This window comes from Aeromicrobium wangtongii, assembly GCF_024584515.1.
In the GTDB taxonomy this organism is placed as follows: Bacteria; Actinomycetota; Actinomycetes; order Propionibacteriales; family Nocardioidaceae; genus Aeromicrobium; species Aeromicrobium wangtongii.
Window position 1 is genome coordinate 3,458,216 of the sequence record NZ_CP102173.1, and the last position, 24,117, is coordinate 3,482,332.

The following is a 24,117-nucleotide window of genomic DNA, read 5'->3' on the forward strand; positions in this document are numbered from 1 at the left end:
GGTGCAGAAATCAGTGGATGCCGAGGGCCGGCAGGAGTGCGCCGTCGACGTAGCGGCGCAGGAAGTCCGGTGACGGCTCATCGCCCTCGAACAGGTGGTGCAGCACGATCGGGGCGATGAACACGTAGTCGACGAAGGCCAGTCCGGCGCAGTCCGCCGCGATCTCGCCCCGTGCCACCGCCCGCTGGACCACCGCGCGGATGGTCTCGCGACCCGGCTCCAGGATCTGCTCGCGCACCGCGGCGGCGAGCTCGGCGTCCTGACGCACCGCGTGCATGATGGCCGCGAGCAGGTCGGAGTCGTGGTCCTGCTCCTCGGCGCGGTCGACCATCGCCATCAGGTCACCCCGCAGGGAGCCGGTGTCGGGTGTCTGCTGCTCGGTCTCGCCGACGCACTGCAAAGCCTCGACCACGAGGGCTGACTTGCTGCCCCACTGGCGGTAGAGGGTCGCCTTGCTGGACTTGGTGGCCTCGGCGATCTGATCCATCGTGAGCTTCTCGTAGCCCCGTTCGGCGACCAGCTCCAGGGTGCCGGTGTAGAGCTCGAGCAGACGATCCTCGGTCAAGCGGCTCATCCGACCCCCAGCGATACGAAACAGTTTCGTTTCGATGCTACGGACCGAGGCCCCGTCACCCAAGAAACGAGCCGATGACGTCCGTCACACGGCGGCCGCGAGTGTCCGGGCGGATCGCCAGCCTCGGCCCATGCAGCGCTTCGACGGCCTCAGGGGGTCCAGTGCGGGTCGCGGCCGATGAATGCGATGAGCCGGTCCTGGACCGGGGCGTCGGACGCGACCGGCACCGCCGGGCCGTACTGACCCGAGCTCCGCAGCAGGTCCTCGATCGGGGTCATCCCGGCCAGGAGCTCCTCACAGCGGGCCGGGTCCAGGGTGTCGTCCTGACCGGTCGCCCTGGCGAGGTCCCAGGTGTGCATGAAGACGTCCGAGACGTAGAAGCTGTCGATGACCTCTCCGAGGACGCGGGTCCCGGCGTGCGGGTGGACGAACTCCTCGCCGGCGCGCGGCGACTCGAGCAGGTCCTGCACCGCGCCCACGTGGTGATGCCAGGCCGCGACGGGATCGCCCGCGACCGAGGGTCCGGGCGGCAGATCGACCCCTCCTCCCGCCAGGAAGCCGGGCAACCACTCGACCAGGTGTCCGACGACGTCCCGCGCGGTCCACCCCTCGACAGGCGCCGGGGCGTCCCAGTCTCGCGTCCCGTCCACCCGGTCCCCGAACGCTGCGGCGGCGCGGCGATGGGCGTCCGCGGGGGTGTCCGACGATGATTCTTCCCTCGTGCTCACGATCGCCGGGTACCCCGTCATTGCAGGGTCAATCGCGGCGGCTGAGCCCTTCGCTCAGGCGGTGAGCGCGTGCTGGTCGCACATCGTGTGCCCGCCCAGGCATGACGCGCATCGCACCATCTGCCGGACGCACGACACGTCGCCGCAGTCCGCGACGTCATTGGTCGCCTGTCCGCACAGATCGCACGCACCGACGAGTGCCGCGTGGTCGGAGAAGTCCATCGAGATCCGGTCGTCGAAGACGTACAGCGATCCCTGCCACAGGCCGTCGTCGCCGTAGGCCTCTCCGTACGTCGCGATCCCGCCGTCGAGCTGGTAGACCTCGCGGAACCCGCGCTTCTTCATCAGCGGGGTCAGCACCTCGCAGCGGATGCCGCCGGTGCAGTAGGTGACGACCGGCTTGTCCTTGAGGTGGTCGTAGACACCGCTGTCGAGCACCTCGATGAACTCGCGCGTCGTCTCGACCTCGGGCCGGACCGCGCCGGCGAAGTGACCGATGTCGGACTCGATCTTGTTGCGGCCGTCGAAGAACACCACGTCCTTGCTCTCCACCAGGGCGTGCAGATCGGCGGGCGACAGGTGGGTGCCGCCGTCGACGACCCCGTTCTCGTCGACCTCGAGCTCGTCCGGAGCCCCGAACGTCACGAGCTCCTCCCGCACCCGGACGCTGAGCCGGGGGAAGTCGGCGCTGGTGCCGTCCGGCTGGGCGCGACCCTCGCTCCACTTGAAGTCGATGTCCTTGAACGGCGCGTACGCCCGGGTGCCCTTGATGTACTTCTTGAGCTGCACGACGTCGCCGCCCAGGGTCGCGTTGATGCCGTCCTTGGACACGATGATGCGCCCGCGGATGCCGAGGGACTCGCACAGCGTGCGCTGCCACAGCCTGATCGCGTCCGGATCGGCGAGCGGCGCGAAGCCGTAGAACAGGAGAACTTTGGGGGTGGCCACCCGCTGATTCTAGGAGGTGGCCCCGATGCCCCATGCCACGCGCGCCTCACCGTCCCAGCGACGCAGGCCCGCGACCGTTCCCTCGGGCTGCCGCGGCCGGCCGACCAGGCGGTCCAGCGCCCGGGCCAGCTGATCGGTGGTGAGCCGGCGCGCGAGCGTCACATGCGGCGTCCACCGGCCGGGGGTCGTCGTGGACGGCTGGTCCGGCAGGCCGTCCATCGCGGTGGTGACCTGCGCGTGGAGGGAGAGCAGGTCGGCGGACGGCACGACCGCACGGGCGAGCACGTGGCGGCGACCGCTGAAGACCAGCCACCCGCCGAGGCGCACGGTCATGCCCGCCGGACCAGGCACCGATCGCAGCGCCTCCTCCGCGGCGGGTGTCACCACGCTCGCGAGGCCGAGGGTCACGTGCGGGGCGTTCGACTCCCCCGTGTGCCGGGCCTGGCTCGGCAGGCGCGCGGCGAGCAGCAGGGCCCACTCCTCCCGGACGAGCTGGTCGAGCCCGGCGTCCAGGACGAGCTCGACTGACTGCACCATCGGTCTATCGTCGTCCACATGACCGAGCTGCACGAGATGGACGCGACCGACCAGGCCGATCTCCTGCACCGCCGACAGGTCAGCGCCGTCGAGCTGGTGCAGCACCACCTCGACCGGATCGACCGGTACGGCAAGGCCCTCGGGGCCTTCGTCACCGTGACGGCAGAGCAGGCGCTGGTGGCGGCGCGAGCGGCGGACGCCTCGATCCTGGCAGGCCGGGCCCCCGCGTTCGCAGGTGTGCCGACCGCCATCAAGGACCTCACGCCGACCGCGGGGGTGCCGACGTCGATGGGCTCCGCGGCGATGCGCGGCTTCGTCCCCGACGTGGATGCGCACGTCGTGGACCTCCTGCGACGGGCCGGCTTCATCAGCCTGGGCAAGACCAACACCCCGGAGTTCGGCCTGTCCTCCTACACGGACAACGACCTGGTCGGCCCGGCCCGCACGCCGTGGGACCTGGCCCGCAACGCCGGCGGGTCGAGCGGGGGTGCTGCCGCAGCCGTCTCGGCCGGCCTGGTGCCACTGGCCCAGGGCAGCGACGGCGGCGGGTCGATCCGCATCCCGGCCAGCTCGTGCGGCATCTTCGGCTTCAAGCCCAGTCGCGGCCGGGTCAGCGTAGGCCCGACCGGTTCGGACTGGAGCGGGCTCGCGGTGGACGGACCCCTGGCCCGCACGGTCCGCGATGCCGCCGCACTGCTGGACGTCATGGCGCACGCGATGCCCGGGGACCTGCGTCCCCTGCCCGATCCGGACGTCCCGTTCGCCGAACGAGTGCGCCGCGATCCGGGACGTCTGCGCATCGCCCGCTGGTCGGGCACCCACCTGGAGGGGATCGACCCGGGAGCGGACGCCGTGGCGGCGTGGGAGGAGGCGAGCCGTCTGCTGGAGTCCCTCGGCCACGAGGTCGTCGACATCGCCAACCCCTTTCCGCAGGCCCTGGAGCCGCAGTTCAACGTCATCTGGTCCAGCGGCATCGCGGGAGCGCCCATCCCGCCCGCGGCCGAGCCGCTGCTGCGCGCCAACACCCGCTACTGGCGGGAGCGCGGCGGGCGCGCCTCGGCCGTCGACCTCGCGCGCGCGATGCAGTTCCTGGAGGCGACCACGCGTGACGTCATCACCGGGCTGCGGGAGTTCGACGCCTTCCTCACCCCGACCCTCGCCCTGCCGCCGCAACCGGTCGAGTGGTTCAACGAGTCCGGCGATCCGGCCCAGGACCACCATCGCGAGCTGCTCTACACGCCGTACACGGGCCTGAACAACATGAGCGGCCAGCCGGCGGCGAGCCTTCCGCTGCACTGGTCGGCCGACGGCCTGCCGATCGGCGTCATGCTGGCGACCCACCCCGCGCAGGACGGACTGCTGTTCAGCCTGTGCGCCCAGGTCGAGGCGGCCGCCCCCTGGCACGCACGGCGTCCGCCGGGCTTCTGACGCGCTACTTCCGGGCGACCTTCTTGGTCGCCTTGGACGTCTTGCTGACCGTCGTGTAGCCGGTCTTGCGGGCGGTCACGCGAACCGTGATCTTCTTGCCCTTCTGACGCGCAGTGAGCTTGAGCGACGCCTTGGTGCCCTTGGAGGTGATCTTCTTGCCGCCGGCGTACCACTGATAGCTGAACGACGGCTTCGGCGACCAGGAGCCGACCTTGACCTTCAGCGTCTTTCCGACCTTGGCGGTGCCGGTGATCTTGGGGGTCTTCGCCGCGAGACGACCCGGCACCGGCGCCGGTGGCGCGGGCGCGGGCGGCGCGGGCGCGGGCGGCGCGGGGGCGGAGGGCCCGAACGTGACGGTGAGGTCGGCACCGCCGCCGCCCGCAGCCGCGACCAGGAACCGCACCGAGCCGCTGGGGCTCACGAAGCTCTGGCCGACCCCGAACGAGGCGGCAGCCGGCGTCGGCGTCAACAACGTGATCGAGTCGAGCGTCCCGGCCGTGGTGACCGTGACGCCGGGCCGGTAGACCAGCCCGGTGCCGATGTTCGCCCCGTAGCTGTAGAGGGTTCCGGCGTCCCGCGCGGTGCCCGAGCGGTGCTCGACGTGGTAGCGCGTGCCGGACAAGGGATCGACGATCTCCACGCCGCGGACTCCGGTCAAGCCACCCCGGGGATCGACGTGCACCGCGCGAGTCGCCGGGCCGTTCGTGGCGCTGACCTGGGCAACCTCGGCGGCGCCCGCCACGCCCAGCTTCCGGCGGAAGGCGGTGTCCAGCGCCGGCGGCTCGAGCGGGAAGTCCGCCGTCACCGCCAGGCCCATCGGGCTGAACAGGTCCTCGTACTCGTCCACCGCGCAGGCCGCGCAGCGCTGCACGTTCGCATGGCCGAGCCCGAAGGTGTGGCCCATCTCGTGGATGCCGACCTGCTGGGCGATCGAGCCCAGGCTCAGGCTCATCCGTCCGCCGCTGGACAGATCGGTCCCGATCTCCGCGACGCCGACGACTCCGCTGCCGGAGCACTCGTCGGCCATGGCCACGACCAGGTGGTTCCGGGAGCTCTGCGCGAAGGGCACTCCGGGAAACAGTCGCGCGGCCTCGTCCCAGACGAACCGGGGGTCCGTGGCCATGCCGCAGCTCACCTCGGTGGATCCGGCGACGGACGTCGTGAACGTCTTGGTCGACACGATCGGGAAGGACGCGATGAGCCCACCCGACTCAGCGGTCCAGTAGTCCGTGATCGAACCGACGACCGCCTGGATCTGTTCCTGCGACTCCTCCAACGTCCCGCGGCCGTTCATCACCGCGAGGTACACCCGGTGCTCCGTCGGCACAGCGGCAGCAGCCGCCCGGGCGGTGACGCTGGACGCGGCGACCCGCAGCGGTGTGCTCTCGTCCTCGGCGGAGGCGATGGCGACACGGCCCGCACGGGTGTCCTCGCGGATCGTGCTGCCGGCGCGTGGCATCACCCCGCGGGCCCGGAGGTCGGCCGCGACATCGCCCTCCACCACGAGCTCCCCGCGGAACCGGGAGTTCGCCGCGGCCTGGCCGTGCAGATCGACCGGGATCATCGCCCCGTCATCGGTCTCCACCGAGTAGAGGTGGTCGGCGTGCGCGTGATCGCCGAAGCGGTCGATCACGACGACCCGCACGGTGCCGTCGACGGCCAGCGTGGTCGGCCCGGTGGCCGCCCGCGCCGGATCGGTGGCGGCAACCGCCGTCACCAGCAGGCTTGCGGTGAGCACGGACGCCCAGCGGTAGATGCTCATACGTCCATCTCTCTCGCGGCAGGACCGGCCCGACACAGCGTGCGTCGGTTCGGAGGAATGCACAGCGTAGGGCGCCGGCAGTGCTCGCGAGGGGACTTTGGTCCTATTTGATCAAGGACCTCTTGGTGCTACGGCGGAACTGACCCGCCGCGGGCGTCAGTCCCGGGCGGTCATCACGATCGGATCACCCTCGGTGATCGCGATCGTGTGCTCGACGTGCGCGCCACGCGAGCCGTCGGCGCTGCGGATCGTCCAGCCGTCCTCGTCCATGCGGATCTCGTCGGTGGTCTGCAGGAACCACGGCTCGATGGCGATGACGAGGCCCGGCTTGAGGGGCAGGCCGCGGCCGGCCCGTCCGTCATTGGGCACGTGGGGATCGCCGTGCATCGTCCGGCCGACACCGTGGCCGCCGAACTGGGTGTTGATCTTGAGCCCGTGCGCCCGGCCGACGGCACCGATGGCCGCGGAGATGTCACCGATGCGGTTGCCCGGACGAGCCACCGCGATGGCCGCGTCGAGGGCCTCCTGCGCGTGCTCGATCAGGCGGACGTCCTCCTCGCGGGGGGTGCCGACGATGACGCTGACCGCCGAGTCGCAGACCCAGTTGTTGACCGACACCGCGAAGTCCAGGCTCAGCAGGTCGCCGTCACGCAGCTTGTACTTGTGCGGCAGCCCGTGCAGGACGGCATCGTTGACCGAGGTGCACAGCACCTTGCCGAACGGCATCGCGCCGAAGGACGGGTGGTAGTCGATGTAGCAGGACTCGGCACCCTCCTTGCGGATCATGTCGTGCGCCAGCGCGTCCAGCTCGAGCAGGTCGACACCCACGTCGGCGGCCTCGGACAGGGCCGTCAGCACCGAGGCCACGAAGCGTCCGGCGGGACGCATCTCGTCGAGCTGCGTGGGGGTCAGGAGCTCGATCATCGAGCGTTCTCCTTCGTTCGGGTCTGGCCGATCTGGGCGATCGTCACGGCGGCGATGACTGCGACCGTCCCGACCAGCGCCATCGGCTCGCTGCCGTAGAGATCATGTCCCTTGGCCGTGGTGACGGTGGACGCCAGCGAGGCGCCGCCGAGCAGGCCGACGACCATCGCGCTGATGGTGTGGGGCGTGGCGTGGTGCGAGAAGGCCTGGAAGGTCACGATCGCCACGACCACGGCGGCGACGACCACCAGCACGCGCACCAGGGCGGCGTTCGATCCGAGATCGGCGTCGGCGATGCCGCCGATCACATAGGCGAGCAGCACGACGGCTCCCGCGACGCTCATGATCTTGATGCCCAGCACGTGCGATGACCTCTCGTCGGATTCTTCCGCCAGCGTACGCGGGAGACCCCGCCGGGCCCCGAGGTGGCCGTGGTCAGCAGGTGGGCGGTCTCACGCGCATGAGCTCTTCGACTCGTCCTGCTTGACGATCTCGGGCGCAGGCGGACAGGCCGGTCAGGGCGAGCATCGTGGAGGCAACGCTCACTGCTCCAGACTCGACCGGAATCGCTGCATGCCGGAGATCCAGTGATCGGTGTCGGCGGCCTTGCGGGCGTACATCGTGCCCACCTCCGGATGAGGCAGGGCGAAGAACGCCCCCGCCTCGACGGCTTCCAGCAGGACGTCGGCGACGTCCAGCGGGGTCAGCGTCGCGCCGGCGGTGACGACCGACTTCATCGCCAGACGCCCGGTCGCGTCCTCGCTGGTCTCCCCCTCGCGCATCATGTCGGTCCGCACGCCCATGGGGCACAGGCAGCAGACCTGCACGCCCTGGTCACCGTACGTCGCGGCCAGCCACTCGGCGAAGCCGACAGCAGCGTGCTTGGTGACCGAGTACGTCGGCGAGCCCAACTGGGTCAGCAGGCCGGCGGCGGAAGCCGTGCTGACGAAGCAGCCGGACCCGCGCTCGACCCAGCCGGGGACGAGCGCCTGCGCGGCGCGCACCTGGCCCATGACGTTGACGTCCCAGCCCAGTGCCCACTCCGACTCCGCCGCCTCCAGGCCGAAGCCCCGGAACACCCCTGCGTTCGCGACGTAGAGATCCACGTCCCCGGCGGCGGCGATCAGCGCCGCGATGTGCTCGGCATCGGCGGCATCGCCGGCGACATGGGCGACGCGGCCCGCGTGGTCCTGCTCGAGCCGCGCAGCCGTCGCCGCGAGGCGCTCGGCGTCCAGGTCACCCAGGACGACCGATGCCCCACGCTCGAGCAGGCGCTGCGCGATGCCCTCGCCGATCCCGCTGGCAGCCCCGGTCACGACCGCCGATGCGCTCGCCAGATCGATCATCTCCTGTTCCACTTGCGCAGCTCGGCGCGCGCGAGGGCGTTCTTGTGCACCTCGTCGGGGCCGTCTGCGAAGCGCAGCGTGCGCATCCCGGCGAACCACTCCGCGAGCGGGAAGTCCTGCGAGAGCCCGCCGGCGCCGTGCACCTGGATGGCCTTGTCGAGGATCCACTCGACGGTCTGGGGTGTCGCGATCTTGATGGCCTGGATCTCGGTGTGCGCGGCCTTGTTGCCCGCCGTGTCCATCAGCCAGGCCGCCTTGAGCGTCAGCAGGCGCAGCTGCTCGACCTTGACGCGGGACTCGGCGATCCAGTCACGCACGACGCCCTGGTCGGCGATCGGCTTGCCGAAGGCGACCCGCTCGGACGCGCGCTTGCTCATCATCTCGATCGCGCGCTCCGCGATGCCCAGCGAGCGCATGCAGTGGTGGATGCGTCCCGGTCCGAGGCGCGCCTGCGCGATCGCGAATCCCTCGCCCTCCCCGGCGATCAGGTTGGTGGCCGGCACCCGGACGTCGGTGAACCGCATCTCGGCGTGACCGCCGTGATCGCGGTCGTGATAGCCGAACACGTGCATGCCGCGGACGATCTCCATGCCGGGGGTGTCCCGCTCGACCAGGATCATCGACTGCTGGCGGTGCCGGTCCGCGTCCGGGTTCGTCTTGCCCATCACGATGAAGATCTTGCAGTCGGGATTCATCGCGCCGGTGATCCACCACTTGCGGCCGTTGATGACGTAGTCGTCGCCGTCACGGACGATGCTCAGCTCGATGTTGGTGGCGTCCGAGGACGCGACCTGCGGCTCGGTCATCGCGAAGGCCGAGCGGATGTCGCCGGCGAGCAGCGGCTCGAGCCACTGCTTCTTCTGCTCGTCGGTGCCGAACATGCTCAGCACCTCCATGTTGCCGGTGTCGGGCGCGGCGCAGTTGAAGACGGCCGGTGCCATCTGGATGCTGCGGCCGGTGAGCTCGGCGATCGGTGCGTACTGCAGGTTCGTGAGGCCGGCACCGTGCTCGCTGGGGTCGAAGAAGTTCCACAGCCCCTGCGCCTTGGCCTTGGCCCGCAGCTCCATGACGATCGGCGGGAACGTCCAGCGATCGTTGGCGACGTTGTCCTCGATCTGCTCCTTGAGGATCGACTCGGCCGGGTAGACCTCGGCGTCCATGAAGGCGCTGACGCGCTCGATCAGCTCAGTGGTCTTGTCGTCGAATCCGAAATGCATCTCAGGCTCCTGCCATGACGTAGACGACCTCGGCGATGCAGACCGGCTTGTCCGCACCCTCGCGCTCGACGACGAAGTTGATGACCAGCTGGGTGCCGATCGCGATGTCCTTGGTCTCCAGCAGCGTCGCGGTGGCGCGCAGCCGCGAGTCGACGGGGACCGGGGACGGGAAGCGCACCTTGTTGGCGCCGTAGTTCATGCCGAAGGCCAGGCCCTCGATGGAGTAGATCTTCTCTGCGAACACCGGCAGCAGCGACAGGGTCAGGTAGCCGTGGGCGATGGTGCCGCCGAACGGGCCGGACGCGGCGCGCTCGGGATCGACGTGGATCCACTGGTGGTCGCCGGTCGCGTCAGCGAAGGTGTTGATCTGCTCCTGGGTCACCGTGATCCAGTCACTGGTGCCGAGCTCCTCTCCGACGGCGGCCTTGAAGGCATCGAGACTGTCGAACACGCGGGTCATGCGGAACCTCCACTGAACGGATGCGCTTGCAGGTAAGCGCTTGCTTAGTCCCGCACGATAGCCGTCAGCGGCGCAGTGCGCCAGAGGTCACACCAGGTGGACGACCACCGGGACCGCGCCGAGCAGCGCGGCCAGTGCGATCGCCGCGCGGTCCAGCCCGCTCCATGTCGCCGGCTCCGCCCAGGTGCGGTCGTGGGCGGTGGCGAAACCGCGGGCGTCCATCGCGATCGAGGACGCCGAGGCGCCGCGCAGCGCCTGCACCAGCAGCGCGAAGGACATGTCGGCGACGTACGGCCCGTTCGCGAACGGATTGCGGCCGGCTCCGAAGCCGCGCGCCCGTCGCACCCGGTCGAGCTGCTGCCAGGCCAGGTGGAAGCCGAGGAAGCGCTGCAGGGCCGCCGAGAACGCCGCGACCATCCGCGCCGGCAGCCGCAGCGACTGGGCCAGGTAGTCACCCAGCCGGGCCGGGTCGAGGTAGCCGAGCATGACCGATCCCGGCCACGCCAGCACCAGGATCCGCAGGCCGGCGGTGAGCGCCTCCTGCTCGTCGCGGCCGCCCAGGCGCCACGTCGAGTACACGATCGTGGCCGCCGCGACCGCCGACAGCAGCAGGCACACCACCGGATAGCGCCACGACGGGAGGAACAGGAGCGCCGCGGCCGCATAGGCCCCGACCGCCCACGCGGCGGTCGTGAGGTCGCGGACGAACAACGAGCCGATCAACGAGAACAGCCCGAATGCGAACAGCACCAAGGGGTTGAGCCGGAGCACGAGCGATCTCATCGCAGCGCCCCCTCGGCCAGGACGATGTCGGCGTCGCGACGCAGGTCGGCGTCGTGGGTCGACACCACGACGGTGGCGCCGGCGTCCCGCGAGGCCTCGATCCAGCCGGCGACGGCCGCCCACGTCGACGGATCCTGCCCGACGGTCGGCTCGTCGAGCAGGACGAGCCCGGGACGGTGCGCCAGGCCCGCCGCGATCGCGAGCCTGCGCTGCTCCCCGCCCGACAACCGATAAGGATTGCTCGGGGCGAAGCGGCCCAGGCCGAAGACGTCCAGGATGGCGGCGACGTCCGCCTCCCGGCCGAGACGGCGGGACGTGTGCGCGACCTCGTCGGCGACGGTGCGGGTCAAGAAGCCGTGCTCGGGGTTCTGCGGCACCCATCCGGCGATCGCCGCCAGCGCGCGCGACCTCATGGACCGCAGGTCCGGAGTCACCGATCCCTCACTGATCTTGATCAGCCCGGCGACCACCCCGACGGCGGTGGACTTGCCGGCGCCGCTGGGGCCGGTGAATGCCGAGACGTGTCCGGGCAGGACGGTCGCGTCCAGACCCTGCAGCGCACGGGTGCGCCGGACGCCGCGCAGCGTCCGCAGCACGAGATCGACCGCGACGTCCTCGAGCACGATCTCGGGGGTGGGCCCCACCGGCGCCACCAGCGTGGCCGGGACGGCGAGAGGAACAGGCACGGTCATGCCGGGCGCCCACACCCCGGGCGGCGGGGAGCCGGCCACGAACGACGCCACGTCGCCGTCGGCCACGACCCTGCCGTCCGCGGACAGCACGATCACCCGGTCGACGTGCTCGAGCCACGGCCCGATGCGGTGCTCGACCACGACCATGGTGCGGCCGCGGGACGCCGACACGATGGCGTCGCGGACGGTGGCCGCCGTCGCGGCGTCGAGCATCGCGGTGGGCTCGTCCAGCAGCATGACATCCGGCTGGAGGGCCAGCACCCCGGCCAGCGCGAGCCGCTGCTGCTCACCGCCGGACAAGGCGCCCGTGGGGTGCCCGCGGCCCTGGCCGAGACCGACGGCCTCCAGCGCGTCGTCGACCCGGCGCCAGATCTCGTCGCGCCCGACCCGCAGGTTCTCCAGGCCGAAGGCGACATCGCGACCGATGTGCTCGGCGACGACCGCATCGGCAGGATTCTGCAGGAGCAGGCCGATGCGGCCGTCGACCGTCGCGGAGCCGGTCAGCTCACCGGCGATCGTGGTGCCCAGCGCGCCGGCCAGCGCCAGGAGCATCGTGGACTTGCCCGAGCCGCTCGGGCCGACGAGCAGCACGCGCTCGCCGGCACCGATCGTCAGGTCGAGACCGGCCACGACGGCCTCACGCCGGCCCAGCGGCCGCCACGTGAAGCCGTCGAACCGGACGTCACCGCGCACCTAGACCTCGACGGCCTGCTCGCGCCCGGCCCCGAAGGCGTCCAGCACACCGGTCCGCGCGAGGGCCCGGACCAGCGCGTAGCCGCCGGCTCCGGCGATGACGATGCCCGACGCGGCGAAGAAGCCGAGGTGGGCCAGCTTGTACGGCCAGTCCCAGTCGGGGTAGTAGGACGACCACTCGTAGACGGCCTCGAAGCCGGCCGCGACGGCGCCGGCCAGCGCCGCCACGACCAAGCCGAACCGGCGGTAGAAGAACAGCAGGAACACCAGCTCGGCGCCGATGCCCTGCCAGAAGCCGGAGGCCAGGGTGCTGAATCCCCATTGGCTGCCGCCGATCACGACGGTCGAGACCGCCGCAGCGATCAGCTCGGTCGCGAACGCGGCCCCGGGCTTGCGGACCACCAGGCCGCCGACGACGCCGGCCGTCAGCCAGACACCCGCGAGCAGCGCGGAGCTGGGCGGGTAGCCGAAGACGGCCAGGTCGCTGAGCGGCTCATAGGCCTTGTTCCAGCCCCAGAAGATGACGCCGAAGGCGACCCCCAAGGTGGCGACGGTGACCAGGTCGATCGTCCGATATCGGATGTCGAACCCGGATCTGGACGTGGATGCAGAACTCATCGTGACTCCCTTCGCCGGTACTAACCGGTGCAGGTTCAAGGGTCTGCGGCGGATCCGCACTCTCAGCGCCCTCTGCGTGGCGCTCCCCTGTCGTGTGATCTCGACTCTACCCCGTCAGCGGCCGGTCAGGAGGTTGCCGATCCTGGCCAGTCGGCTGGGCCGGGTCAGGCCGCGTCCCTCGCGGCGGTCCGCCTCCCGGTACAGCCCGTACATCGCCCGGACCCCCAGCCAGCGCAGCGGTTCGGGCTCCCAGGGACGAACCGGCCGGTCGACCCAGGGCAGGTGGGTCAGGTCGGTGTCGCGGCCGGTGGCCAGGTCGGCCAGCGTCCGCCCGGCCAGCTGGGTCGTGGTCAGCCCGCTGCCGACGTACCCGCCGGCCCAGCCCAGCCCCGTCGAGGTGTCGAAGCCGACGCTCGCGCACCAGTCGCGCGGCACGCCGAGCACCCCGCACCAGGCGTGGTCGATGCGGGACGGGCGCGTGGCCGGGAACATGTCGTGCAGGATCGCGGTGAGCGATGCGACGGTCCAGTCCTGCGTGCGACCGTCGGTGTCGGTGCGCGAGCCGAACCGGTACGGGATGCCGCGGCCACCGAGCGCGATCCGTCCGTCCGCGGTGCGCTGGGCGTAGCAGTAGGCGTTCGCGGAGTCGCCGAGCAGCTCGGAGCCGGTCCAGCCGATGTCGTCCCAGACCCGGTCGGGCAGTGGCTCGGTCACGATCATGGCCGAGTTCATCGGCAGCCAGGTGCGGCGCTGACCGGCCACGGATGCCGTGTAGCCCTCCAGGCAGCGCAGGATCCGCGGTGCGCGGACGGTGCCGCGCTGCGTCGTGACCACACCGGGGTCGATGCGGGTGACCCGTGTCCGCTCGAGGATGCGCACGCCCCGGCGCTCGATCGCGGCGGCGATCCCCGCGACGAGCTTCGCCGGGTGGACGCGGGCGCAATGAGGGCTGAAGGTGCCGCCCACCGTGCCCTCGACCCGGACGCGCTGGTCGACCTCGTCGGCGGTGAGCTCCTGCTGGTGCTCGACACCGATCCCCCACGCGTCGTCGTCGCTCAGGTGCTCGCGCAGCCGGACGAGCTGCGCCGGCGTGCGGGCCACGTAGAGGACGCCGTTCTTGACGACATCGGCGTCGATGCCTTCCGATCGGCACACCTCGATGACGTCGTCGACGGCCTGCTCCATCGCGTGCACCAGCGCCGTCACGCCCTCGCGGCCGTGCGTCGCGGCGTACCGCCGCTTGCTGCCGGACAGCTCGGCCGACAACCAGCCGCCGTTGCGCCCGGACGCCCCGAAGCCGGCGAACTCGGCCTCCAGCACCACGATGTCCAGGGTCGGGTCGAGCTCGGCCAGCGTGTACGCGGTCCACAGGCCGGTCAGGCCGCCGCCGACGATGCAGACATCGCAGTCCAGATCGCCGTCGAGCGACTCCCGCGGCACCGGGACACCGATCTGCTGCCACCAGAACGAGACGCCGCCGTTGATCATCTGCCCATGCTGCCATCGCTGGGCCGGACGAGGGGGCCCAGACGCGGACGGGGAGAGACCCGAAGGCCCCTCCCCGTCCGTGCTCACTGCTGGACTACTTGATCCTCACCGCCCTGGTGGCGCTGGCGGCACCGCCGTAGGTGGCGTCGCCGGAGTACACGGTCTTGACGCGGACCGTGCCCTTCTTCTTGGTGACCTTGACCGTCGCCTTGACCGCGCCGCGCTGTGCGGCGGACAGGGTGACGGTCTTCTTCAGGACGTACTTGCCCTTGCCGGTCTTGACGTAGACCTTGACGCGACCGGTGGGGTGGGTCCCGCCCGTCGCCCCGCGCACCGTCGTCTTGACGGTCAGCTTCTTGCCACCCTTGACCGAGGACTTCGCCGAGATCGACGCCGTCGTCGCGGCCTTGGTCACCCGGTACCCGGCGGTCGCGACGCCACTGGCCTCGACCCGCTCGGTGCCGTTGAAGACCGCGCTGACGGTGTAGGTGCCCACCGCGAGACCGGCCGGCAGCGTGAACGCCGCCGAGTCGGACCCGCCGAGCCGCACGTCGAACGTCGTGCCGCCGTAGGTGACGGTGACCGTTCCGCCGTCACCGTTGGCGACTGCGACCGATCCCTTGACGCCCGAGCCGTAGACCGTGGAGTCCGCGGCGAGGACCAGCGCGATGCTGGACTTGCCCTTCTCCAACGTCACGGCTGCGATGTTGGACGTCGAGGACTGGGCCGAGGCCGTCTGGCCGAAGACCGCGGTCAGCTCGTGCGCGCCGGCCTTGAGGCCGTCGAGCACCAGCGTCGCGACACCGTTCACGGTGTCGGCCTTGCCCAGGGACGTGGCTCCGTCGAAGAACTCGACAGGGCCGGCCGTGTCAGCACCGGTGACCGATGCGGTCAGCGTGACCTTCTCACCGATGCCAGGGGTCGCCGGCGACAGTGCGAGGGTCGTCGCGGTCGCGGTGAGCACCTCGACCGAGCCCGTCGACGTGTAGCCCGAGCCCGAGCCGACGGCCGTCACCGCGGCGACGCCGGTCGGCGTACCCGCGGGGACGGTCGCGGTGAGGGTGGCCGTGCCCGAGCCGTCAGCCGTGACGACGCCGAGGACGGCGGTGCCGAGGCTGACCGTGACGGCCTCGCCGACGCGGTATCCCTTCGCCGTGAGGGTGAAGGAGCCACCCGGGGCCGGCGTCGGGTCGTCGGCCGTGACCGATCCGGGCGTCCGCGACGCTGCCAGCTCAGCACACGCACTGCCCTGGACACCGGCTGCCGGCAGCGCGACGGCCGAGCCGGTGACGCCGTCGTCCTCGCGGACGATGAGGCTGTCGAACGCCTTGGCGCCCATGACGCCGCCGGCCGTGTTCGTGACCGACGTCGTGATCGCGGTGCTGGCGGTGCTGCTGGCCAGCTTGTCGCCGATGATCGGCGACGACACGATCTTGCAGGTCTCGCCCGGGGCGAAGGTCACCTTCTCCATCGCCAGGCCGCCGCGACCGGTGGTCGCGCCGACGGTCGAAACGTAGCCCGTGACCGGCTTCGAGGCCGCCTTGTCCAGGTAGACCGCGACGTCGGCGGTGCTGGGTCCACTGCCCTCGGCGACGGACGTCCCACGGACGTTGATGGTCGGCTCAGTCTTCACCGACGGGGTGCCCACCGAGGAGGACTCGAAGGCCAGGTCCGACAGGTAGACCGCACCGGCCGGCGTGCCGTCGGCGCCCGTGGCGGCGGTGAAGCGCACCTCACGGATGTCCGAGACGTCCAGGCCGGCGTCCTTGAGTGCGGACGTCGGGACGTTGACCTGCTGCAGCACGAGCTTCTTGAGCAGGTCCGACGTCGCCGAGGCCGGCAGACGGTTGACCGCCAGCGGGTTCAGCGCCGACACGTTGGAGCTGTACGTCGCACCCTGCGCGTCGACGACGCTGAGGGTCAGGTCAGTGCCGGTCGAGACCGACTCGTCGGCCGCGATCTTGACCGAGAGACGCTCCGCGTCGCCGGCGTCCCGGGCTTTGGCCGGCACGCTGACCCGCAGCTCGCTGGGCGTCTGGCCCGAGCTGAGAGCCGTCCATGCCAGCTTGGTCACCGGCGTCGCGGGGACGTTGCCGCCGAAGTTGGCCGGCGTCCAGTGCGGCGCCGCCGCAGTGTTGATCGACGTCGTGCAGGCGGGCAGCACCTGCGGGACGGTCCGACCGGCTGCGCTGGCGCACACCGTCGCGGTGGCCGCGCCCGACGGACGCACGAGCGAGCTCACCGCCTCGAACGAGGTGATCGTCGTGCGAGCCGACGAGGGAGCCGTCGAGACGCTGCGGACGTCCTCGCCCTTCAACACCGCGGGAACCGCGCCGGAGCCGTCGAACATCGGCAGGAACTGCTTCTCGCCACCGAGGGTCAGGCGGAACCAGCCGGCCATGTACGCCGTGCCCATGTCGTACTGCTCCTGGGCGGACATGCGGATCGACGTCTCGGCGACGCTCGGGTTGGTGCCGCAGACGCTGTCCATCGCCTTCGCCGAGTTGATGTTGGTGCCGCTCCAGTCGTCGCTCGTGGAGTAGGCGTACACGCCGGGCGTCCAGACCGTGTTGAAGAAGTTGTGGTTGGCACCCATGGCCCACACGCCGCTGCGCAGCGAGTCGTCGTCGAAGGCGTAGCGCGAGTCGTCCAGCATGTGCTGGCCCTGCTGGTTGGAGACATCGCCGTCGCAGTAGGGCAGGACGACGTTCATCGCGACATTGGGCACCGTCATGCGGCCGAAGTCGACCGGCGCGAGCGGCAGGATCGTCTTGATGCCCCACGGCTTGGCCAGAGCCTGGTTCAGGGTCGCTGCCGAGGTCACACCCTCACCACCGCGCGAGTGACCCATCATGCCGACGTTGGCCAGGTCGAAGCGACCGACGAGATCGGCCGGGCTCATCGCCTGCGTCGTGAGCGTCAGGCCGGGCAGCGGGCTCTGGTCCGCGAGCGCCTGGGCCAAGGTGACGTCCTTCTTGGTCTGCGCGTCGTAGTAGCTGACGGCCTCGCCCTTGTTGGCCTTGTCCAGCATCGACAGCGTGTCGAGCAGCAGCTGACCGCGGGCCTGGGCGCCGCGATCGAGCGCGAGCTCGTTGTCGTTGGAGTTGATCGCGTTGGCCGCGATCGAGACGACCGAGTAGCCGTGGCTCGCGAGCGCGCGGGCGGTGCCGTCGTAGCCGGCGAAGCTCGGGACGTTGATCTGTCCGGGGTTGCAGGGCCACCGCAGCGGGTTGGACGAGCCGGTGCTGCAGGAGGTGTGACGGCCGTGCAGCAGGATGACCGTGGGGCGGGCTCCGCCGGTCTTGGGGAGGTAGATCTTGCCCTGCATCTCACCACGGACGCCACCGATGGCGGCGAGGTCGATCGCTTGCGCGCCGAAGTTGTAGACCGACTCGGTGATCTCGTACTTGCCGAGCGAGGAGGGGTCGGCGTCGAGCGTCTCGGCGTCGACGACCATCGGGGCGACTGCAGCGGCGGACGTGCGCAGCGGTGCGGTCTCCCCGGACGGCTTGCTGAACCAGCCGGCCTCGATGTCATCGGCCTTCGCGACAGAGGCGTCGGTCGTGAACACCGACAGGCTCTTGCCGTCGGCGGACTCGGTGGCCAGGCCGATCGGGGCGCCGTCGACCTCGATGGTCGGGGCGTCCGAGACCATCGGCAGCTTCTTGTCGAGGTCGACCGTGACCAGATAGCCGCCGGGTGCCTGCGAGACCGACCAGTTGCGGCCTGACGCCAGCTCGGCGTCCGCAGCAACGGCACTGGAGGGCAGTGCGACGAGGGGAAGCGTCAAGACGGCAGCGGTCGCAAGACCGACTCGCCGTCCCAGACGTCGTGGAGAGAACAACACACGCAGCTCCTTACTGGGATGCACCCACCGCGAGACCGATCAGGGCGATCGGCCGCCACCGGTGGGGAAGCGCCCAGCGTGGGCGATCTCGGTTACCCGCTCGTTTCGTGGCACATCACGCCCAGGTTTCGGATCGGGCTGGCGTGTTAACTAATCGGGCTGAGGCGAGCCCGTTGCTGTGCTAACCGTTCGGCCGCTCCCTGCGATTCCGTGATGGCGACGCCGTGAGGTCCGTCAGGGGGTGGGGGTGGGGCCGGTAGGACAGAATGTGGCCATGTCCGTGCGCACACCTGACCCGAATCCCGGCTGGCTCCCCGACTTCGCCCTGGACGAGACCCGCGCCCGCGTCCCGATCCTGTACGTCGAGGCGGTGCCCGTGCGTCTCGACACCCTCGGCCGGGTCGAGCACATCGGCGTCCTGCTGCGGGGCTCGTCCACGACCGGGACGATGACCCGCACCCTGGTGTCGGGCCGCGTCCTGCACGGTGAGTCCGTCCGCGAGGCGCTCGTGCGCAACCTGGAGAAGGATCTCGGCCCCACCGCCTTCCCGCAGCTGCCCACCTCGATCGTGCCGTTCACGGTCGCGGAGTACCTGCCCTTCCCCGGCGTCTCGCCGCTGCACGACCCGCGCCAGCACGCCGTTGCGCTGGCGTACGTCGTGGCCGTGACCGGCGAGTGCGATCCGCGCCAGGACGCCCTCGAGCTGACGTGGCTGACACCCGAGGAGGCGGCACACCCCGAGGTGCTGGCCGACATGGAGGGCGGCCGCGGCGTGCTGCTCAAGCAGGCCCTGGCCCACATGGGCGCCCTGACCCGCTGACCCATGAACGGTGCCACGCAGGCCCCCCGACGCTGGCGCATGCTCGGCGTCGCGATGTTCGGGCAGATCGCCGGCACCGTGTTCGTCAACGGCGCCCCGTTCCTGATCGCCTTCCTGCGCGACGATCGCGGCCTGACCCTGCAGCAAGCCGGGCTGGTGGTCGCCGCCCCGTTCGCCGGCACCATGGTCTCCCTGGTGCTCTGGGGCCTGATCGTCGACCGGATCGGCGAGCGTGCCTCGATGAGCATCGGCCTGGCCATCGTGACGGTCGGCGCCCTCGGCGCCGCCCTGTCCTCGTCCCTGACGACCCTCGCCCTCTGGTTCCTGCTGGGCGGCATCGGTGCCGGCAGCACGAACTCGGCCAGTGGCCGGATCGTGGTCGGCTGGTTCCCGGCCCATCGTCGCGGCACGGCGATGGGGATCCGCCAGACGGCACTGCCGCTGGGCGTCGGGGTCGGCGCCCTGCTGGTGCCCAATGTGGTGCAGGCCGAGGGGCTGCGCACGACACTGCTGATCGTCGCCGGCATCGCGGCCGTCGCCACGATCCTGTCGGCCGTCCTGCTGGCCGATCCCCCGCGACCGACCCGCGCCCAGGCCGCCGACCGGGGCCAGCTGGCCAACCCGTACCGCCGCGACAACCGGCTGACCCGCATCCACCTGGCCTCCGCGCTGCTGGTCGTCCCCCAGTTCACGGTGTGGACGTACATGCTGGTCTGGCTGACCGATGACAAGGGCTGGTCGACGTTCGCGGCCAGCGCGCTGGTGGCTTCGACCCAGGTGCTCGGCGCGGCCGGCCGCATCGGCGCCGGCTGGTGGTCCGATCTGGTCGGCAGCCGCCTGGGCCCGATGCGCATCGTGGCGATCGCCGCGACCGCGACGATGCTCGCGCTGGGCCTGCTGTCCGGCACCCCGCTGGGCATCGCCCTGATCGTGCTGGCCACGGCCATCACCGTCGCCGACAACGGGCTGGCGTTCACCTCGGTCGCCGAGATCGGGGGGCCCTACTGGTCGGGGCGGGCCATGGGCCTGCAGAACACCGGGCAGTACATCGTCTCGGCCCTGGTGCCCCCGGTGATGGGCGCGGTGGTGGACGGGCGTGGGTACGGCTTCGCCTTCGCCGCCGTGGCGATCTTTCCGCTGCTGGCCATCCCTCTCGTGCCGGTCCGCGGGGAGCGCCTCACCCCGACCACGCATTCCCAGGCGTGACCGGTACGGCACGCCCCTGGACGCCCGGCGTCCTATGGCAAGCCTCACTTGGGCCGTGCGAGGAGTGACCGGATAGTGTCACCCCTACTGTCAGGGTCGTAAATGTCTGGAAATGAGGCCTTCATGCAGGTCGTCGCGATTGTCGTGTCACTTGTCGTCACCGTTGTTGCACTGCCACTGATCATCAAGGCGGTGCGCGACATGCTGAAGGTGATCCGCACCGGTCGCCCATTGGTCGGTCGCCGCGACCGCCCGGCGCAGCGCACCGTCAACATGCTGGTCGAGACCTTCGGTCACACGCGGATGTTCCAGAAGCGGGCCGTCGCGGTCGCGCACTGGTTCGTGTACGCGGCGTTCATCTTCCTCAGCACCGCGGTGCTGCAGGGCTACTTCCAGCTGTTCAACCCTGACTTCGCCTGGCCCATCATCGGCCACTGGTACCCGTACGAGTGGGCCGCCGAGGCCCTCGGACTGCTGAGCACCATCGGCATCCTGTACCTGATCCTCGTGCGTCAGCGGAAGCACCCGCGCTCGCTCGGTCGCAAGAGCCGCTTCTTCGGATCGACGTTCTGGCAGGCCTACTTCGTCGAGGTCATGGCGATGCTCGAGGGCGCTGCGATCCTGTTCATCCGCGGCGCGGAGTACAAGCTGATCGAGCTGCACCACGGCGGCGAGCACGGCGGACGCGCCCACTTCCCGATCAGCTCGTACGTCGGCGACGCGCTCTACCCCGACTCCGAGCAGGGTCTGAAGAACGTCATCTTCTTCGTCGCGATGTTCAAGATCACGCTCGCGATGGTCTGGCTCATGGTGATCGCCCGCAACCTGACGATGGGCGTGGCCTGGCACCGGTTCACCGCGTGGCCCAACATCTGGTTCAAGCGCAAGGCCGACGGCAGCACGGCCCTCGGCGGCCTGCAGCCCATCTACATCAACGAGAAGCCCCTCGACCTCGAGGCCATGGAGGACCTGGAGGAGGAGGACTTCGAGAAGCTCGGCGTCGGCAAGCTCGAGGACTTCTCCTGGAAGGGCATCCTGGACTTCACGACCTGCACCGAGTGCGGTCGTTGCCAGGAGCAGTGCCCCGCGTGGGCCACCGACAAGCCCCTGTCGCCGAAGCTGCTGGTGATGGGCCTGCGTGAGCACGCCTACGCCAAGGCCCCGCTGCTGAACCTGTCGGAGGAGGAGCAGGCCAAGCTCACCGACGAGCAGAAGCAGGAGCTCGAGCGGCCGCTCATCGGCGACGAGTCGATGTACGGCGTCATCGATCCGGACGTCCTGTGGTCGTGCACCAACTGTGGCGCCTGCGTGCAGCAGTGCCCCGTCGACATCGAGCACGTCGACCACATCGACGACATGCGCCGCTTCCAGGTGCTCGTCGAGTCGAACTTCCCCGCCGAGCTGAACAACATCTTCAAGGGCCTGGAGCGCAAGGGGAACCCGTGGGGCATGAGCCCCAAGAACCGCATGGACTGGGCCAAGGACCTCGACTTCGAGGTCAAGCAGGTCGGTGTGGACGTCGAGGACCTCGACGAGGTCGACTGGCTGTTCTGGGTCGGCTGCGCCGGCGCCTACGAGGACCGCGCCAAGAAGACGACGCAGGCCGTCGCCGAGCTGCTCGACATGGCCGGCGTCACCTTCGCCGTCCTGGGTGACGGCGAGACCTGCACGGGCGATCCCGCCCGTCGCGCCGGCAACGAGATCGTCTTCCAGCAGCTCGCGATGCAGAACGCCGAGGTCTTCAAGGAGACCAAGGTCAAGAAGGTCGTCTCCACCTGCGCGCACTGCTTCAACACGCTGAAGAACGAGTACGCCGAGTTCGGCGTCGAGCTCGAGGTCGTGCACCACACGCAGCTGCTCAACCGCCTCGTGCGCGAGGGCAAGCTGACGCCCCGCCCGCCGGTCGCGGACGAGGAGAAGAAGAAGATCACGTACCACGACCCGTGCTTCGTGGGTCGTCACAACCAGGTCTACGAGCCGCCTCGCGAGCTGCTCAGTGTCATCCCCGGCGCCGAGTTCACCGAGATGCCCCGCAACAAGGAGAAGTCCTTCTGCTGCGGCGCCGGTGGCGCGCGCATGTGGATGGAGGAGACGATCGGCTCGCGCATCAACGTCAACCGCACCGAGGAGGCCATCGCGACCGGCGCCGACCAGATCGCCGTCGGCTGCCCGTTCTGCCGGGTCATGCTGTCGGACGGTCTGACCCTCAAGCAGTCCGAGGGTGCCGCTCGCGAGGAGGTCGAGGTCCTGGACGTCGCACAGATGCTGCTGGCCGGCGTCAAGCGCGCCCCGGAGCCGACCAAGGACGACGACGCGGCTGTCGTCGCCGAGGCGGAGGCCGCCACGGCGTCCGCCGCGACCGAGGCCGAGCCGGATGCCGGCGACCAGGCCGATCCGGACTCGATCTCGGCGACCGAGGAGGTCGGCGCGGGCGCCAAGGCCCACACCGAGGGCGATCCGCACGACAAGGAGCCGGAGGCCGGCACCGAGGACGCGCAGGACGTGGCCGAGGAGCTGCAGCAGCCGACGGACAAGAGCGATGCGGCCGATCAGGAGATCGCGGCGGAGAGCAACGTCAAGCTCGACGAGAGGGGCGGCGGTCACGCCGACGAGTCCGCAGCACCCACCGAGCCCCGCAATGCGGACGCTCGCGCGGGTGACACGGACACCTCGGACGTCGAGTCCGGCGCCGGCGCCAGCACCGAGCCGGCCAATGACGTCAACGACGAGCCCGCCGCCGAGGTCAGCACCGAGCCGGCCAGCGAGAAGGAAGACGCTGCCTGGGCCAACGTCGGCGCGGTCAACACCGACTCGACGCCGGAGCCGCAGGCGACCCCCGCCGAGGAGGTCACCGACGTGCCGGACGAGACGGAGCCCGTCGAGCAGGACGCCCGCGAGGAGGAGGCCGACACGGTTGCCACCGAGGAGGCCGTGGCGGACGTCAACGACGAGCCCGCCGGCGAGAAGGAAGACGCTGCCTGGGCCAACGTCGGCCCGGTCAACACCGATCTCACGCCGTCGGAGCCCGCTGCGAGCCCGGAGGAGACCCCTTCGACAGGCTCAGGGAGCGAGGACGGCTCAGGGAGCAAGGACAGCTCAGGGAGCGAGGACGGGCCGGCCGAGAAGATCACGCACGTGCCCGACGAGGTCGAGCCGGTCGAGGAGGACGCGCGCGAGGAGGAGGCCGAGGCCATCAACAAGGCCAAGGCCGCCGCACCCGACGAGATCACCCCCGTCGAGGACGGTGACAACACCGCCGATCCGGTCTCCGAGGACGTCGTGGAGCTCAGCGACGCCAATCCCAGCGGCAAGGACCTGAGCCAGACCGCGACGCAGCTCAGCCTCGACGACCTCGAGGACGACGAGCCGAAGTCGTAGCACGGCAGAACATTGAGAAGGGGCGCACCGGATGGTGCGCCCCTTCTACGTTCGGCAGAGCCGAACGCCCCCGAGGAAAACCACAAGCCCGGCCGGGAGGGAGCCACCGCCGGACTTCGTGCTGTTCCGCCGAAACCGGACCGCGTGGGAGTGTGACCGGTTCGAACTGATCAACGACCCGCCCGCGAGAAGGTCACGGGAGACAATGACCAGATGCCAGCCACTCGCTGCCCCTGCCTGAGCGGGCTCACCTACGACGCCTGCTGCGGACGCCTTCACGACGGCACCGCCACCGCGCAGACCGCCGAACAGCTGATGCGGTCGCGCTTCAGCGCCTTCGCGGTCGCCCGGCCCGACTACCTCCTGCAGACCTGGCACCCCACGACCCGTCCGGCGACCCTGGAGCTCGACGACGAGCTGCGCTGGTACCGGCTCGACATCCTGGCGACCCGCGAGGGTGGCCCGTTCGACACCACCGGCGTCGTGGAGTTCGAGGCGTTCTACCGCTCGCCGGCCGGAGCAGGCAGCCAGCACGAGATCAGCCGCTTCCGCCGCGAGGACGGCCGCTGGCTCTACCTCGACGCCATCACCTGAGCCGGTGACAGGCACGGGTTTCGCCCCGTGCCTGCCGGGGATCTACCATGTCACCGGCGCTCGGGGGCCGGACG

At 70.5% G+C, this 24,117-nt stretch carries 20 protein-coding genes and 1 riboswitch; of the genes, 5 read left to right on the forward strand and 15 right to left on the reverse strand.

The features are described 5' to 3' along the window. Positions 1–10 precede the first annotated feature (10 nt). The 4 genes from NQV15_RS16975 to NQV15_RS16990 form a co-directional block, all read right to left on the reverse strand. Positions 11–565 carry a TetR/AcrR family transcriptional regulator gene (locus NQV15_RS16975; protein WP_232403623.1) on the reverse strand — a complete coding sequence of 185 codons (555 nt, stop codon included), beginning with the start codon at positions 563–565 and terminating at the stop codon, positions 11–13. 158 nt (positions 566–723) lie between these two features. Next, positions 724–1,302: a TIGR03086 family metal-binding protein gene (locus NQV15_RS16980; protein ID WP_232403624.1), complete on the reverse strand. Its 579-nt coding sequence runs from the start codon at positions 1,300–1,302 to the stop codon at positions 724–726. A gap of 54 nt (positions 1,303–1,356) precedes the next feature. Next, positions 1,357–2,250 carry an oxygen-dependent tRNA uridine(34) hydroxylase TrhO gene (gene trhO / locus NQV15_RS16985; RefSeq protein ID WP_232403626.1) on the reverse strand — a complete coding sequence of 298 codons (894 nt, stop codon included), beginning with the start codon at positions 2,248–2,250 and terminating at the stop codon, positions 1,357–1,359. A gap of 9 nt (positions 2,251–2,259) precedes the next feature. Next, positions 2,260–2,787, reverse strand: a complete 528-nt coding sequence (locus NQV15_RS16990) for a 2'-5' RNA ligase family protein (RefSeq protein ID WP_232403629.1) — start codon at positions 2,785–2,787, stop codon at positions 2,260–2,262. A gap of 18 nt (positions 2,788–2,805) precedes the next feature. Between NQV15_RS16990 and NQV15_RS16995 the strand changes: the two genes are divergently transcribed. Beyond that, positions 2,806–4,215, forward strand: a complete 1,410-nt coding sequence (locus NQV15_RS16995; RefSeq protein WP_232403632.1) for an amidase — start codon at positions 2,806–2,808, stop codon at positions 4,213–4,215. Between the two features lie 4 nt (positions 4,216–4,219). Here NQV15_RS16995 and NQV15_RS17000 read toward each other — a convergent pair whose 3' ends face one another. The 11 genes from NQV15_RS17000 to NQV15_RS17050 form a co-directional block, all read right to left on the reverse strand. Beyond that, positions 4,220–5,977 carry a hypothetical protein gene (locus NQV15_RS17000; RefSeq protein ID WP_232403634.1) on the reverse strand — a complete coding sequence of 586 codons (1,758 nt, stop codon included), beginning with the start codon at positions 5,975–5,977 and terminating at the stop codon, positions 4,220–4,222. A 156-nt stretch (positions 5,978–6,133) separates the two neighbouring features. Continuing rightward, on the reverse strand, positions 6,134–6,901 hold the full coding sequence (map, locus tag NQV15_RS17005; protein ID WP_232403637.1) for a type I methionyl aminopeptidase: 768 nt from the start codon (positions 6,899–6,901) through the stop codon (positions 6,134–6,136). Next, a complete protein-coding gene (locus NQV15_RS17010; protein WP_232403638.1) occupies positions 6,898–7,263 on the reverse strand; it encodes a hypothetical protein in 366 nt (121 codons plus the stop codon). Before NQV15_RS17010 ends, map begins: the two co-directional genes overlap by 4 nt. 180 nt (positions 7,264–7,443) lie before the next feature. Further along, on the reverse strand, positions 7,444–8,247 hold the full coding sequence (locus NQV15_RS17015; protein WP_232403639.1) for an SDR family oxidoreductase: 804 nt from the start codon (positions 8,245–8,247) through the stop codon (positions 7,444–7,446). Beyond that, on the reverse strand, positions 8,244–9,464 hold the full coding sequence (locus NQV15_RS17020) for an acyl-CoA dehydrogenase family protein (RefSeq protein WP_232403640.1): 1,221 nt from the start codon (positions 9,462–9,464) through the stop codon (positions 8,244–8,246). Before NQV15_RS17020 ends, NQV15_RS17015 begins: the two co-directional genes overlap by 4 nt. A 1-nt stretch (position 9,465) precedes the next feature. Then, positions 9,466–9,924, reverse strand: coding sequence for a MaoC family dehydratase (locus tag NQV15_RS17025; protein ID WP_232403641.1), 459 nt, complete (start codon positions 9,922–9,924; stop codon positions 9,466–9,468). Positions 9,925–10,011: 87 nt separating this feature from the next. Continuing rightward, entirely contained in the window at positions 10,012–10,707 is a 696-nt protein-coding gene (locus tag NQV15_RS17030) for an energy-coupling factor transporter transmembrane component T (protein ID WP_232403642.1), read from the reverse strand. Next, positions 10,704–12,092: an ABC transporter ATP-binding protein gene (locus tag NQV15_RS17035; protein ID WP_232403643.1), complete on the reverse strand. Its 1,389-nt coding sequence runs from the start codon at positions 12,090–12,092 to the stop codon at positions 10,704–10,706. Before NQV15_RS17035 ends, NQV15_RS17030 begins: the two co-directional genes overlap by 4 nt. Then, positions 12,093–12,710 (reverse strand): ECF transporter S component, encoded by a 618-nt coding sequence (locus tag NQV15_RS17040; protein WP_232403645.1) that lies wholly within the window; start codon positions 12,708–12,710, stop codon positions 12,093–12,095. Then, positions 12,700–12,809: riboswitch (TPP riboswitch) on the reverse strand. It overlaps the preceding gene by 11 nt. A gap of 15 nt (positions 12,810–12,824) precedes the next feature. Further along, a complete protein-coding gene (locus NQV15_RS17045; RefSeq protein WP_232403646.1) occupies positions 12,825–14,198 on the reverse strand; it encodes an NAD(P)/FAD-dependent oxidoreductase in 1,374 nt (457 codons plus the stop codon). A 94-nt stretch (positions 14,199–14,292) separates the two neighbouring features. After that, a complete protein-coding gene (locus NQV15_RS17050; protein ID WP_232403647.1) occupies positions 14,293–17,988 on the reverse strand; it encodes an Ig-like domain-containing protein in 3,696 nt (1,231 codons plus the stop codon). Between the two features lie 331 nt (positions 17,989–18,319). Here NQV15_RS17050 and NQV15_RS17055 point away from each other — a divergent pair, with 331 nt between their 5' ends. The 4 genes from NQV15_RS17055 to NQV15_RS17070 all read left to right on the forward strand — a co-directional run bounded on the left by NQV15_RS17055 (position 18,320) and on the right by NQV15_RS17070 (position 24,043). Next, positions 18,320–18,865 (forward strand): DUF4916 domain-containing protein, encoded by a 546-nt coding sequence (locus tag NQV15_RS17055; RefSeq protein WP_232403648.1) that lies wholly within the window; start codon positions 18,320–18,322, stop codon positions 18,863–18,865. A gap of 3 nt (positions 18,866–18,868) precedes the next feature. Beyond that, positions 18,869–20,071 carry an MFS transporter gene (locus NQV15_RS17060; RefSeq protein WP_232403649.1) on the forward strand — a complete coding sequence of 401 codons (1,203 nt, stop codon included), beginning with the start codon at positions 18,869–18,871 and terminating at the stop codon, positions 20,069–20,071. A 102-nt stretch (positions 20,072–20,173) separates the two neighbouring features. Further along, the gene (locus NQV15_RS17065; RefSeq protein ID WP_232403650.1) at positions 20,174–23,449 is read left to right on the forward strand and encodes a heterodisulfide reductase-related iron-sulfur binding cluster; all 3,276 of its coding nucleotides are present in this window, start codon (positions 20,174–20,176) and stop codon (positions 23,447–23,449) included. Positions 23,450–23,662: 213 nt separating this feature from the next. Continuing rightward, positions 23,663–24,043, forward strand: coding sequence for a YchJ family protein (locus tag NQV15_RS17070; protein WP_232403651.1), 381 nt, complete (start codon positions 23,663–23,665; stop codon positions 24,041–24,043). Positions 24,044–24,117: the final 74 nt, after the last annotated feature.

Excerpts from the sequence above, each read along its gene's own strand:
- NQV15_RS17030 (WP_232403642.1), bottom strand. The coding sequence starts at position 10,707 with ATGAGATCGCTCGTGCTCCGGCTCAACCCCTTGGTGCTGTTCGCATTC.
- NQV15_RS17015 (WP_232403639.1), bottom strand. The coding sequence starts at position 8,247 with ATGATCGATCTGGCGAGCGCATCGGCGGTCGTGACCGGGGCTGCCAGC.
- NQV15_RS17065 (WP_232403650.1), top strand. The coding sequence starts at position 20,174 with ATGTCTGGAAATGAGGCCTTCATGCAGGTCGTCGCGATTGTCGTGTCA.
- NQV15_RS16995 (WP_232403632.1), top strand. The coding sequence starts at position 2,806 with ATGACCGAGCTGCACGAGATGGACGCGACCGACCAGGCCGATCTCCTG.
- NQV15_RS16990 (WP_232403629.1), bottom strand. The coding sequence starts at position 2,787 with ATGGTGCAGTCAGTCGAGCTCGTCCTGGACGCCGGGCTCGACCAGCTC.
- NQV15_RS17020 (WP_232403640.1), bottom strand. The coding sequence starts at position 9,464 with ATGCATTTCGGATTCGACGACAAGACCACTGAGCTGATCGAGCGCGTC.
- NQV15_RS17070 (WP_232403651.1), top strand. The coding sequence starts at position 23,663 with ATGCCAGCCACTCGCTGCCCCTGCCTGAGCGGGCTCACCTACGACGCC.
- NQV15_RS17000 (WP_232403634.1), bottom strand. The coding sequence starts at position 5,977 with ATGAGCATCTACCGCTGGGCGTCCGTGCTCACCGCAAGCCTGCTGGTG.
- NQV15_RS17060 (WP_232403649.1), top strand. The coding sequence starts at position 18,869 with ATGAACGGTGCCACGCAGGCCCCCCGACGCTGGCGCATGCTCGGCGTC.
- map (WP_232403637.1), bottom strand. The coding sequence starts at position 6,901 with ATGATCGAGCTCCTGACCCCCACGCAGCTCGACGAGATGCGTCCCGCC.
- NQV15_RS17025 (WP_232403641.1), bottom strand. The coding sequence starts at position 9,924 with ATGACCCGCGTGTTCGACAGTCTCGATGCCTTCAAGGCCGCCGTCGGA.
- NQV15_RS17045 (WP_232403646.1), bottom strand. The coding sequence starts at position 14,198 with ATGATCAACGGCGGCGTCTCGTTCTGGTGGCAGCAGATCGGTGTCCCG.
- NQV15_RS17040 (WP_232403645.1), bottom strand. The coding sequence starts at position 12,710 with ATGAGTTCTGCATCCACGTCCAGATCCGGGTTCGACATCCGATATCGG.
- NQV15_RS17055 (WP_232403648.1), top strand. The coding sequence starts at position 18,320 with ATGTCCGTGCGCACACCTGACCCGAATCCCGGCTGGCTCCCCGACTTC.